At 56.4% G+C, this 12,530-nt stretch carries 12 protein-coding genes; 4 read left to right on the forward strand and 8 right to left on the reverse strand.

The window, feature by feature from the left end; genetic code table 11:
* Entirely contained in the window at positions 1-186 is a 186-nt protein-coding gene (locus K6958_RS10885; protein WP_249891132.1) for a YnbE family lipoprotein, read from the reverse strand.
* On the reverse strand, positions 176-2,809 hold the full coding sequence (locus K6958_RS10890) for a YdbH family protein (RefSeq protein ID WP_249891133.1): 2,634 nt from the start codon (positions 2,807-2,809) through the stop codon (positions 176-178). The genes K6958_RS10885 and K6958_RS10890 overlap by 11 nt, the downstream gene beginning before the upstream one ends.
* Positions 2,810-2,953: 144 nt before the next feature.
* Between K6958_RS10890 and K6958_RS10895 the strand changes: the two genes are divergently transcribed.
* Positions 2,954-3,946, forward strand: coding sequence for a 2-hydroxyacid dehydrogenase (locus K6958_RS10895; protein WP_249891134.1), 993 nt, complete (start codon positions 2,954-2,956; stop codon positions 3,944-3,946).
* Positions 3,947-3,982: 36 nt separating this feature from the next.
* On the opposite strand, the gene K6958_RS10900 is transcribed toward K6958_RS10895, so the two are convergent.
* Both K6958_RS10900 and K6958_RS10905 read right to left on the reverse strand, forming a co-directional pair.
* A complete protein-coding gene (locus K6958_RS10900) occupies positions 3,983-4,255 on the reverse strand; it encodes a putative hemolysin (protein ID WP_249891135.1) in 273 nt (90 codons plus the stop codon).
* A gap of 141 nt (positions 4,256-4,396) precedes the next feature.
* Positions 4,397-5,740 carry a sensor domain-containing diguanylate cyclase gene (locus tag K6958_RS10905; protein ID WP_350355790.1) on the reverse strand — a complete coding sequence of 448 codons (1,344 nt, stop codon included), beginning with the start codon at positions 5,738-5,740 and terminating at the stop codon, positions 4,397-4,399.
* A 292-nt stretch (positions 5,741-6,032) separates the two neighbouring features.
* On the opposite strand from K6958_RS10905, the gene K6958_RS10910 reads away from it, so the two are divergent.
* A complete protein-coding gene (locus tag K6958_RS10910) occupies positions 6,033-6,362 on the forward strand; it encodes a tyrosine-type recombinase/integrase (RefSeq protein ID WP_249891136.1) in 330 nt (109 codons plus the stop codon).
* 54 nt (positions 6,363-6,416) lie between these two features.
* Complete coding sequence (gene ttcA / locus K6958_RS10915) at positions 6,417-7,352, forward strand: tRNA 2-thiocytidine(32) synthetase TtcA (RefSeq protein ID WP_249891137.1); 936 nt, start codon at positions 6,417-6,419, stop codon at positions 7,350-7,352.
* A 53-nt stretch (positions 7,353-7,405) separates the two neighbouring features.
* On the opposite strand, the gene ynaL is transcribed toward ttcA, so the two are convergent.
* The 3 genes from ynaL to K6958_RS10930 all read right to left on the reverse strand — a co-directional run bounded on the left by ynaL (position 7,406) and on the right by K6958_RS10930 (position 10,615).
* Positions 7,406-7,561, reverse strand: coding sequence for a proline-rich small protein YnaL (gene ynaL / locus K6958_RS10920; protein ID WP_249891138.1), 156 nt, complete (start codon positions 7,559-7,561; stop codon positions 7,406-7,408).
* 274 nt (positions 7,562-7,835) lie between these two features.
* A complete protein-coding gene (gene zntB, locus K6958_RS10925; protein WP_249891139.1) occupies positions 7,836-8,819 on the reverse strand; it encodes a zinc transporter ZntB in 984 nt (327 codons plus the stop codon).
* 179 nt (positions 8,820-8,998) lie between these two features.
* The gene (locus tag K6958_RS10930) at positions 8,999-10,615 is read right to left on the reverse strand and encodes a peptide ABC transporter substrate-binding protein (RefSeq protein ID WP_249891140.1); all 1,617 of its coding nucleotides are present in this window, start codon (positions 10,613-10,615) and stop codon (positions 8,999-9,001) included.
* Positions 10,616-10,769: 154 nt separating this feature from the next.
* Here K6958_RS10930 and mpaA point away from each other — a divergent pair, with 154 nt between their 5' ends.
* Positions 10,770-11,477 (forward strand): murein tripeptide amidase MpaA, encoded by a 708-nt coding sequence (gene mpaA / locus K6958_RS10935; RefSeq protein WP_249894668.1) that lies wholly within the window; start codon positions 10,770-10,772, stop codon positions 11,475-11,477.
* Positions 11,478-11,504: 27 nt separating this feature from the next.
* On the opposite strand, the gene ycjG is transcribed toward mpaA, so the two are convergent.
* Complete coding sequence (gene ycjG / locus K6958_RS10940) at positions 11,505-12,482, reverse strand: L-Ala-D/L-Glu epimerase (protein WP_249891141.1); 978 nt, start codon at positions 12,480-12,482, stop codon at positions 11,505-11,507.
* Between the last annotated feature and the right edge of the window lie 48 nt (positions 12,483-12,530).

Here is a 12,530-nt window from a genome sequence, read left to right on the forward strand (position 1 = left end):
TTAAAAGAGATTTTGATCTTTCAGCAGCGCTTCCACATCTTTATCAACCTTGATATGGATTTCATGCTCGATTTTTACATTCATATTGATGGTAATTGGCTCTTTGGGCGCAGCGACCTCAATACGCGGTACGCAGCCGCCTAAGCCCAAACAGCAGACCAGCAGCAGCATCCGATTAATTCTCATGCTTTGAGTCCTTTTGTGAAGGCAGAGTCGCGTTTTGCTCTACCCAGGATTGCAAATTATCGCCAAACCGCAGGCTACGCCACAGCTGAAATAGATTCTCCTGATGGCGATAGTTCAGGTTCACATGCTGATTGCGGTTGCTGAAACGGCTGGTGCCGTTAACCTCCGCCTGTAGGGTAAGATCGCCGATGGTATTCAAATTCAGCGTGGCCCAGCTGCGCGAGATCTCCATATAGCGCAGCCAGTCCAGCGCGGCCCCGGCGGCCATATTATTCCGTGTGATGGCGTCCGCCATCTGTTTATCCAGCCGCAGCGTCAGGTTGCCGCTATTGGCGATCCAGCCATCCTTCACCAACCACGGGGAATTATCCAGCCACAGCGGCAACTCGCCGTTGATGCGCCCGGACATGGCGATCTGCTTTGGCTTCAGGGCGGTGATCAGCTCGCTCAGGCTAAGATCGCGTAGACGAATAATTGCCGGCTGATGCTGCGGCAAACGCAGCTGCGACAGGCTCAGCGTGCCGCCCAGCAGCGCCAGGCTGACGTTGCTTAGCGTAAGCGGTTCACTCTCTTGCCACGGCCAACTGCCCCGTAGCTGCGCGGTGACGTCGTGGATCAGGAACTGGTTGTTGATGCTTTTGATACGCAGCGAAACCGGACCGTGCGTGCCCAGCGACCAGCGGCTCTGATGCAGACGAAACGGCAGCGAGAAATCCACGCCTTCGATACTGTTGTCCGGCATCCACAACGCGCCATTTTGCACCACCCAATGGCCGCCAGCGGTAAAGCCCTGTTGTTCGGCGGCGGAAAAGGCCACCTGCGCGCGCAGGCTGCCGCCGGTAATGTTCATTTTCAACTCGGGACTGAGCAACGGCTGGAAAACCGTTAGCGACTGCTCCGGCCACCAGGCCTGTCCGCGCAGCCGTTCGCCATCCCAACGGCCATTCACGCGCACCGGTCCGATCGGTTGCGCCTGCAGGCTGCCGTTAAACAGAAAATGCGCCGGATCGCGGCCTTTGAGCGCCAGCGTCAGACGTGACGGCGGCAGATATCCGCCGCTGTCGAAACGGGTAGCGGCGGCATCCAGACTCATCTCGCCGTAAAAGGCGGCCTGCCCGGCATCACGCTGCCAGACCAGTGGCTGCGCCAGCCGCAGCCGGGGCTGATTCACCGTGGTCATGCCGTAGTGAAGTCTGTCGAACCCGGTAGAAAGCGTCGCCAGCGTCAGCGCGCTATCTTGCCAGCTTCCGCTGCCCTGCACATCCCATTTTGCATCCAGCGGCGCCAGATAGCCGTTGCCCCAGTAGCGCCAGGCCCAGCGTCCGCGATCGGGCCAAAATTCTTTGGCACGGCCATCAAGATGCAGCGTAAAACGCCCTTTCTGCCTGTCGTGCGCACTAAGAATCGCCTGCAAGCGACCATTAATCCCCGACGCCGAGAGGCTAACGCCCGCCAGCGGCCAGCGCGCCTCATCAACTTCCAGCGTGGAAAGCAGGCGACCGCGCATACGCAGCAGCGCGCCCGGCGCGATATGCAATTGAGGATTTAGCAGCGAGCCCTGCAGCGTGCCGGGTAATGAAGCATAAAACTGTAGCGCCGCCAGCTTGCTTTCACCGGTAAGGCGCAGCGGCAGCTGACTGTCGGTCAGGGAGAGACGCCCCGGTCCAAGGCTCAGCACAATATTGCCTTTGCCGCCGCGGCCCTGCGTCAGCATATTCAGCCGCCCGCTGATTTCGGTCGTCTCCAGCCCCTGTTGCCAGTGAGAGAACGCCAGCGCGACGCCGCCCGCCAGCGGTTGCGCCGCCCACGGCCAGCGCCAGCGGCCGCCCTCAATGCGGATCTGCTGCGGCGTAACCTGCCAGGGCAAATCCACCAGCGGCTCGTCATTCTGCGGCGTTTGCAGCATTAGCCGGCCCTGCTGTTGCTGCCATACCAGCGCAAAACGCAGCGGATGCGGCACCTGCGTCAGGGTGAAATCGCCGCCCAGCTCGCCGCTTTCCGGCACCCCATTAGCAAATTCCGTCAACTTTAGCGTACCGTGCAGGCTGACCGGTTCGCTAAGCGCGGGCGCCTGCAGCGTCAGCTGACGCAGCGCAAGCTGCTGTCCGTGTAAGTCAGCCCGCAGGCGCAGGTTATCGCCCTGATAGTCGAGCTGCTGCGCGTCGGGGTCCAGCGTCAGACGCAGCGCGCCGGCCCAGCTCTGGTAAGGATTAACCATCAGCCGATCGATCGTCACATCGGCGGGCGGCAGCAGCGCCTGCCATTGCGCCAGCGAACGCGGCGCGCCGGCGGCCTCTTTTTCGGCGGGCAAGCGGCTCAGGCAGGCCGAATCCAGCGCCAGACGCTGCGCTCGCGCCTGCCAGCGCCCGTTCTGATAGCCCAGGGAGAGATGCTGTAGCTCGGCCAGCAGGCAGTCAGCGGCCAGATAGCGTACCGCCGGAAACCAGAGCGCGCCCTGCCGCCAGCGCGGCGCGGCGTCCAGCGCGATGCGCGTACCCGCAGGCAGCCAAATGCCGGCTAGACGCGGCAGCCAGTGCGTTACGCTGCTCACCAGCGCCAACACCAGCAGAACCAGCGCCAGTAGCGAGGCCAGAACAAAAGATAAGCGCCGACGCTTTGCCATAACGGTCCTGTTCTGTAAAAAATCCTGGCGGCTATGATGGCATGTTCATTACAGAGGGTGAAGAGGCGTCGGCAACAGATTAAAGGTTACGCTGTAGGGCTGCCGGTCTAGAATGAATGAAGAGACAATAATAAGGAGTCGACAATGAAACTTGCGGTCTACAGCACCAAACAGTACGACAAAAAATATCTCGATAGCGTCAATCAGCGCTTCAGTTTCGATATTGAGTATTTTGACTTTCTGCTTACCGAGCGGACTGCGATTAACGCCGTCAATTGTGAAGCCGTATGTATTTTCGTCAATGATGACGCCAGCCGTCCGGTGCTGGAGATCCTGAGCGCCCAGGGCGTAAAGATTATCGCGCTACGCTGCGCTGGTTTTAATAATGTAGATCTGGCGGCAGCGGCGGAGCTGGGGATGAAAGTGGTGCGCGTACCGGCCTATTCGCCGGAAGCGGTGGCGGAACATGCGGTAGGCATGATGATGACGCTTAACCGACGTATTCATCGCGCCTGGCAGCGTACCCGCGACGCGAACTTTTCTCTGGAGGGGTTAATCGGGTTCAATATGCATGGCCGCACTGCTGGCGTGGTGGGCACCGGCAAAATCGGCATCGCAACGCTGCGTATTCTGAAAGGTTTCGGCATGCGGCTACTGGCGTTCGATCCTTACCCGAATCCGCAGGCGCTGGATCTGGGCGCGGAATATGTCGATATTAAAACCCTGTTTAAAGAATCGGATGTGATCACCCTGCACTGCCCGCTGACGGCGGATAATCATCATCTGCTGGATGCTGCCGCCTTCAGCCAGATGAAGGATGGCGTGATGATTATTAATACCAGCCGTGGCGGACTGGTGGATTCGCAGGCGGCGATTGAAGCGTTAAAACAGCAGAAAATCGGTTCGCTTGGTATGGACGTGTATGAAAATGAGCGCGATCTGTTCTTCGAAGATAAATCCAATGACGTGATTCAGGATGATGTTTTCCGTCGCCTCTCCGCCTGCCATAACGTGTTGTTTACCGGACATCAGGCATTTTTAACCGCTGAGGCGCTGATTGCCATTTCTGAAACCACGCTTTCTAACCTGCAACAGCTGGCAAAAGGCGAAGCCTGCCCGAATGAGGTCAACATTTAGTTAACCTGGCGGGTGCGCCCTGCGCGGACCCGCCAGTTAAAAGCGCGCGCAGCTTCCGCTTTCCAGCGCGCTTTCACTACAGCGACGACCGTTCGCTAACTGACACATCCCCGTGCTGCTGCCATCCAGCTGACGTGAAAACGCTAAAGTTCCTCCCGCGCTGGCACAGTTGCTTTCTGCCAGAGAAGACATGCTGACTCTGGGCTGAACGTGAGCGGCGGTGGCCTGTTGCGGCGGTTCATTGTCGCTATTGCTGCATGCGCTAAGCAGCAGCGCAGCGCCGGCCAGCAGAAAGGGGGCTGCTTTCATTCGTCGGGCTCCGGGAATTGTTGAGGTGAAGGCTTTGCCAGCATAAGCGACGTTTATACGGGCGTCGAGAGTTGAAACATCTTTTTACCTTATTTTTTCATTAGAAAGTCACCAGGAATACTCTCGTTTCGCTTACGGAATTTACTGAATTAACCCCTCTACCCGATTGCGTCCATTACTTTTGGCCTTATACAGCGCCTTGTCGGCCCGCTCTTTTAGCCGTTCTGCTTCGCCCTGCTGGCCGCTGGCGATAAGGGTGCAACAGCCTGCGCTAATGGTCACCACCTTATCAGGTAGCTCACTGCTCAGGTGCGGGATATGTGCGTCATGGATCGCTTTTACGGCGCGTTCAGCAAACTGCTTTACATCAAGTGAGTTAGTAAAGGGCAGAATAATGGCAAACTCCTCACCGCCGTAACGGGCCACCAAATCAGTATGTCGATGAGGAAGCCCTTTTAATATGCCGCCGACTTTGCGCAAACAGTTATCCCCTTCCACGTGTCCATTGGTATCGTTGTAGCGTTTAAAAAAGTCGATATCGATCATAATCAACGACAGCGGTTCGCCAGATTTATGCGAGCGTTGCAGGCTCTGCTCCAGCATCGCATCAAATTGTCGGCGGTTGGCGAGGCCGGTGAGTCCATCAACTAACGCCATCGCCTGCAGCGTATGGTTAATGGTTGTTAATTCATCTCTTACCAGCGTCAGTTCAAGTTGATTTCGCAGATTCGCATTTACCTGACGCAGAATAAACCATCCCATGATGGTTATCATGAGGAGCAAAATCAGGTTAAGAATCACATCCGTAAGGTTTGCGGTTAGCCAGCTGTGCCAAATGGCTTCCCGGTCGTAACCTGCCGTCACTACCAGCGGGTACCGCTCCAGCCGCGCGTAACCATAAATCCTTTCAACGCCGTCCAGCGCCGAGCGCCAGGTCGCGCTTCCGCTGGCTGAATTTTTCAGTACGGTTTTAAATAAGGGGCTGGAAGAGAGGCTTTTATTAATAACCGAGTCAGGCATTGGTCGAATATAGACTACCGAGGTATCAGATAAAATCAGCCCCAGGACGTCGCGTTCGCCGAGAATATAGTAATTATAAAACTGCCTGAAATAGTCGATTTTGACCGTAGCCAACGCCACGCCGGCAAACTTACCCGCGCGGTCGTTCAGACGCACTGATACCGGAATGACCAGGTCGCCGGTGGAGCGGCTGCGGATAACGTGGTTGATATGAACGCCTTTCTCGTTATGCGTCTGGTGCCAGATAAAATATTCCCGGTCGGCATTGCTGGCCTTCGCCGGAATATAGTTACCCGATGTGGTTATCCAGTTCCCCTGAACATCATAAATAAACAGGCCGTGCAACTGCGGCAGCTTGCCGTGCTGTTCTTTTAACTGCCGTGAAAATGCTGCGGATGAAGCATACTCAACGCCATGCTGGTTAAGCTGGCGGACCACATCAGAGAGGGTAATGTCTATTTGCAAAAACGCATCCTCAGCCTGTTTTGCCAGCGAAACAGAAAGGTTATGCGCCCCGCTCTCCTGCTCAATAAGTTTCTGATGCCATGAAAACCACAACGACAGGCGTTAATCGCGATGACCGCCAGGCCTGTCAGCAACAGAAAAAAGGCCATATTTCTGCCCAAAGGGGTTCGTAATAAAGAAGGGAGCGAAGTAGCGGCTTTAGTCTTCACGTGCTTTATTTCCCGACAGTCCAGATAATTGTAAAGCATAACTTATCAATCAAGGGCCGGAAAGGACGTTTAAGCCCTAAAAAGTGACCGCGCAGGCAAAAAGCGCCTCTGTCGGTTCCGGCAAGGCTGCGCAACAGACGGAACTGCCGATTTTGCATAAAAAGACGAACAGAAACCGTACTTTTGCTGTTCAGTTGCAGGTCGTAAGGGATACAGCTGTAAAACGTACTGGAATTCGGCGGCGTAATCCGTACCATACGCGCCATACTTACGCATACCGGCTGCTGGCTTTCGGAGCTAATCCGCTATTGCTGGCGAACCAGATGGGGCATGAGAACACGCAAAGCGTATATATATACTCCACCTGGATTAATGGAATGGCGACCGGACAGATATGCTGCATGCGCGACTGATACAGTAAAAACGTTACCCGGCGTATGCCCTTTTGGTTCCCGAGATAAGATCAAATGCAAGAAAATCAACCAGCTAACAAGAAAGAACAATACAACCTGAACAAGCTGCAGAAACGTCTGCGCCGTAACGTGGGCGAAGCGATCGCTGATTTCAATATGATTGAAGAAGGCGATCGCATTATGGTTTGCCTTTCCGGCGGGAAAGACAGCTACACCATGCTGGAGATCTTACGCAACCTGCAGCAGAGCGCGCCGGTTAATTTCTCTCTGATTGCGGTTAACCTCGATCAGAAACAGCCTGGCTTCCCGGAACATGTGCTGCCGCAGTATCTGGAATCTATTGGTGTTGAATATAAAATCGTCGAAGAAAATACCTACGGCATCGTTAAAGATAAAATCCCTGAAGGGAAAACCACCTGCTCGCTCTGTTCGCGTCTGCGTCGCGGCATTCTTTACCGTACCGCGACGGAGCTGGGCTGCACCAAAATCGCGCTGGGGCATCACCGCGACGATATTTTGCAAACGCTGTTTTTAAACATGTTCTATGGCGGGAAAATGAAGGGCATGCCGCCGAAGCTGATGAGCGATGACGGTAAACATATTGTCATTCGTCCGCTGGCCTACTGCCGTGAAAAAGATATCGAGCGCTTTGCTATTGCCCGCCAGTATCCGATTATTCCGTGCAACCTGTGCGGTTCGCAACCTAATCTGCAGCGTCAGGTTATTGCGGATATGCTGCGCGACTGGGATAAGCGCTATCCAGGACGGATTGAAACCATGTTCAGCGCGATGCAAAACGTGGTGCCTTCCCATCTGGCGGATACTTCGCTGTTTGATTTTAAAGCGATTCAACACGGCAGCGAAGTAGTGGATGGCGGCGATCTCGCCTTCGATCGCGAATCTTTGCCGTTACAGCCGGCTGGCTGGCAGCCGGATGAAGAAGATGATGCGCCGGTTGGAGAGCGGCTGGATATTCTTGAGATAAAATAAGCTCGCTGGCGCCATTGCGGGGACATCCGCTATGGCGCCCGACTTGCGGTTAGCTATTTCATATGCGGCGGCGGATCAAGGATGGGTTCTGGATCCGGCATAGGGTCAGGAACTGGCTGCGGCTGTGGGATAGGCTCTGGTACCGGCACCGGATCGGTCGGTATTGGGTCGGAAGCGGAGATCCGGTTAGTCATTCTCGAAGTCGACATAATGTCCTCCTTATTTTGCCTGGTTTTTTTAAGCTTAGGAGAAATTATGCAAGGATGGCGAAGCGGCAAAAAAAAAGCCGGCTTTAAGGCCGGCGTCGTACGAATCAATTGTGCTATGCAGTAATTCAAAAAAAGGAAGTAAGACAATATGGAGCGCAACGCCCATCGCTTGACGTTGCATTCACCTGCGAGAGAGAGTTTGCCCCAGCCCCGCTGAGGGTTTATTGACGTCGATCAGCTTTTTCCCCCTTTTCCGCTTGTCTGTTTGCTTTCCCTATAGCCACTTACGTTTGTGTAACCACAGGGCAACGCCTGCCACCAGCAACACTAACATCAGGCAAAAAATCGCAAAGCCATAGTGACTTTCTGCGCCCGGAATGCCGCCGAGGTTCACGCCGAACAAGCCGGTAAGAAAGGTTGTGGGCAGGAAAATCATCGCCAGCAGCGACATGGTATAGGTGCGTCGGTTCATCGCCTCCTGCATTACCGAGGCAATCTCATCCGCCAGCACCGCCGTGCGCGCCACGCTGGCGGCTAAATCATCCAGGCCGCGTCCAAGGCGATCGGCAATCTCCTGCATGCGGCGCCGTTCGTCATCATCCATCCAGCCCAGCTTTTCGCTGGCCAGCCGCGCATAGACATCACGCTGCGGCGTCATATAGCGACGCATCACAATCAGCTGCTTGCGCAGCAGCGCCAGTTCGCCACGGGCCGGTACGCGCTGATCCATTAACGCATCTTCCAGCTCGATAATTTTATCCTGCAGGTCCTCAATGAATTCGCTGGTGTGATCGGTCAATACATCGCACAGCTCCACCAGCCAGCTGCCGCCATCGACCGGGCCATTACCGTTTTGCAGCTCAGCCAGCACTTCATCGATAGCGTTAACCTTGCGCCGCCGCGTAGAAACAATCAGCTTATCGTTGATAAAAACCCGAATGGCGACCAGCTGCTCGGGCCGAGAGTCGCTGTTGCGGTTCACGCTGCGTAGCGTAATCATAAAGCCGTCGCCCAGTCGGCTCACGCGCGGCCGCAGACTGTCTCCTGCCAGCGCATCGCGCACCGCATCCGGAATAAGCGGCGTAGAAGAGAGCCACTCGGCGCTTTCGCGATGGGTATAGTTCAGATGAAGCCAGCAGGGGCGCTCGCAATGAATCACATCTTTATCTTCAATCGGGATCAGTCCGCCCTGCCCGTCAAGCTGACAGGCGATAATCGCATCTGACACCTGTAGCGCTTTTCCTTCAATGACGTTCACGTCATGCCTCATAATCAGCTGAATGCAAACGATACAGTCTAGCCTGACGCCAGGCAGAATCAATCCCGTGCAGCGACAGACGTACCGCAGAATGAATCGCAGCGCGGCCTGCGCGCCAGATAAGCGAGCAACGAGGCGGCCATTGCGTCTGTGATAACGCTATGGTCGCCCCGCCGGTTTTAGTGCTTGAGGATATAGAGCTGACGACTGTAGGCGACGTCTTCGGGGTTGTTGATGGGGTAACCCTTCACCCAGGGCTTGATTAAACGCCCGTTGGTATATTGATAAATCGGTGCGATCGGCGCCTGCTCATCAAGGATTTGCTCGGCGCGATTGTAATCTTCATTGCGCGCCTGCTCGTTGTTTTCACGGCTCGCCTTGGCCAGCACGGCATCGTAATCCGTATGGTGAAACTTAGCGATATTGCCGCTGTGGCTGGAGGTCAGCAGGCTCAGGAAGGTGGAAGGCTCATTATAATCCCCAATCCACGAGGCGCGGATAACATCGAAATTGCCGCTGTTGCGGCTGTCGATGTAGGTTTTCCACTCCTGATTTTGCAGCTTCACCTCAACGCCCAGATTTTTCTTCCACATTGAGGCTACGGCGATAGCAATCTTTTGATGGTTTTCCGAAGTGTTATACAACAGGGTTAGCCGCAGCGGCCGATTCGGGCCATAGCCAGCCGCAGCCAGCAGCGCTTTCGCCTGGGCATTCAGCTCCGCCTGCGAATGCTGCTGCAAAACAGAGGGTTTGGGATGAAAACCGGCCACTACTTCCGGGGTAAGATGCCAGGCTGGTTTCTCACCGGTGCCCAACACTTTCTCGGCAATAATACGACGGTCAATGCTCCAGGAGAGCGCCCGGCGTACGCGCGCATCGGCGGTGGGCCCGCGCTGCGTATTAAACGCATAATAGTAGGTGCCCAGTTGATCGGGGGTATACACCTCATCCGGCAGGGTTTTCTTCAGCATGCCGTAAAGGTTTTTCGGGAAGGACTCGGTAATATCGATATCCCCGGCGCGATAGCGCTTGGTGGCGCTGGACTCTTCATTAATCGGCAAAAAAGTTACCTGATTCAGTACTGAGTGGGCGTTATCCCAGTAGTGCTGATTACGCACCAGCACGATTTTTTCATTGACCACGCGCTGCTGTAGCTGATAAGCGCCGTTGCCGACCAGGTTGCCCGGCCTCGTCCAGGCATCGCCCCATTTGGCAATCACTTTTTGCGGCACCGGATACAGGCTGACATGCGCCGTCAGGCTGGGGAACCAGGCGACGGGCCGATCCAGCGTCACCTTAAGATGCGTGTTATCCAGCGCGATGACGCCCAGGCTTTCCGGCGGCTGTTTCCCCTGGGTAATCGCTTCTGCGTTATGAATCGCCGCCAGCCCGGCAAACCAGGCAAAAGGCGACCCATTTTTACTGTCTACCAGCCGCCGCCAGCTATAGACGAAATCATGGGCCGTTACCGGCGAGCCGTCTGACCAGCGCGCATCCGACCGCAGGGTAAATACCCAGCTTTGGTTATCATTACTCTGCCAGCTTTGCGCCACGCCCGGCACGATTTTTCCCTGTGCATCTTGGTTAGTAAGCCCTTCAAACAGATCGCGCATCACCTGAATTTCCGGCAGCCCCACCGCTTTCAACGGATCGAGCGACGCCGGTTCATCTTTAATATGACGCACAATGTTTTGACGTTCTGCCAGCTGGGTGCCGGGCGGTACCTGCGCGGCCTGCGCCGCGCTTATCAGCGTGGCGGTTAAAAAGGCTCCCAGCGCTATGCGAAATGATTTCATCTTGTCCTACCCTTAAAGCTGCCGGTTTGGCAAAGCGTTTTCGTCTCTTATGCTAACCGGCACTCTAACGCAAATAATTGATCCTGAACCAGCTGTTTTGCTTATTGCGGAGGCCGTACCGCCGGTTCTGCGACCTTTTTCACAGGAGCGAATGATGACTATGCAACAGCCGCGTTCACAACGCGGCGCGCTGAAGGCGGAAATGAGGCATTACGGTTTGTCGGTGCTGGGCGCGCCGCTGCTGTGGTTCCCGGCGCCGCTGGCGCAACGCGACAGCGGGCTAATTCTGGCCGGCACCCACGGCGATGAAGGCGCCGCGCTGGTTACCCTCTCCTGCGCGCTGCGTACGCTACCCGCACAGCTGCGACGGCATCATCTGGTGCTGGCGGTTAATCCCGACGGCTGCCAGCTCGGCTTACGCGCCAATGCCAACGGCGTCGATCTGAACCGTAACTTTCCAGCGGCGAACTGGCAGTCTGGCGATACGGTCTATCGTTGGAACAGCATAGCCGAACAGCGCGACGTGCGGCTCTCTACCGGCACGCGGGCGGCATCGGAGCCGGAGACCGCAGCGCTCTGCCAGCTGATTCATACACTGCACCCCGCCTGGGTGGTTTCCCTGCATGAGCCGCTGGCCTGTATTGAGGATCCCCAGCATAGCCCGCTCGGCGGTTGGCTGGCTGAACAGATGGGGCTGCCGCTGGTCTCCAGCGTCGGCTACAGCACGCCCGGATCGTTCGGCAGCTGGTGCGCGGATATCGGCCTGCCCTGCATCACCGTCGAACTGCCGCCGATTTCCGCCGATGAGGCGACGGAACGTTATCTGCCCGCCTTAACGGGATTGCTTCACTGGCAGCCCTGAAACCTGAACGCGCCTCGGGAAAAGACGCTAGCTCGCGGCGGTAAGATCGATTTCACCGCTGCTAAAGCGCAGACCCGGCTCCACATCCGCCGCCAGCCAGGTCGGGCCGTCGAGATCGATTAGGCTGGCGCGCGGTACCAGCGGCAGCGCGGCGCCGATCGCGCGCGATGTGCAAAGCATACAGCCCAGCATCAGCGTAAAACCCGCCTCTTCCGCCGCTTTAGCCAGCGCCAGCGCTTCGGTCAGGCCGCCGGTTTTATCCAGCTTGATATTGATCATTTCATAGCGCTGACGCAGAGCCGGCAGGCTGCTGCGCGTGTGGCAGCTTTCATCAGCGCAGACTGGCAAAGGATGAATAAAATTCGCCAGCGCCTCGTCCTCACTGGCCGGTAACGGCTGTTCCAGCATTTCAACACCCAGGTCCGCCAGTAGCTGGCAGCGCGCCGCCAGCCCTTCGCTATGCCAGGACTCATTAGCATCGACAATCAACCGCGCCTCAGGCACCGCGCTGCGGATCGCCATCAGCCGTTCGGTAATCAGGTGATCGTCCAGCTTAATTTTTAATAGCCTGGCGCCGTTTTCCCAGAGCGCCAGCGCGCTGCTGGCCATAGATTCCGGCGTATCCAGCGTCACGGTTTGCGCCATGCTCACCCGACCAGGCAGCGTGACAGCCAGCTGCTGGCAGAGCGTTTGCTTCTGCTGACGGGCGGCGAGATCCCACAGTGCAGAGTCAATCGCGTTGCGTGCCGCGCCTGCCGGCAAGGCTTCCTGTAACGCTTCCCGCGTCAGGCCCCGCTCCAGCTGCGGCAGCAGCAGGCTAATTTGCGCCAGTACTGATGCCTCGCTTTCGCCATAGCGGCGATAAGGCGTACATTCTCCCACGCCTTTGACGCCATTTTCCTCCAGCTCTACCACCACCACGCCAGCCTGCTCACGGCTACCGCGTGAAATAACAAACGGCTTATTAAGCGGCCAGGCTTCAGGATAAACTTTAACCGTCCTCATATTTTTCTCTCGTTAGTCAGAAGAGGCGTTCAGCGCCAGGTACTGCGA

The organism is Mixta hanseatica (assembly GCF_023517775.1).
GTDB classification, from domain to species: Bacteria; Pseudomonadota; Gammaproteobacteria; order Enterobacterales; family Enterobacteriaceae; genus Mixta; species Mixta hanseatica.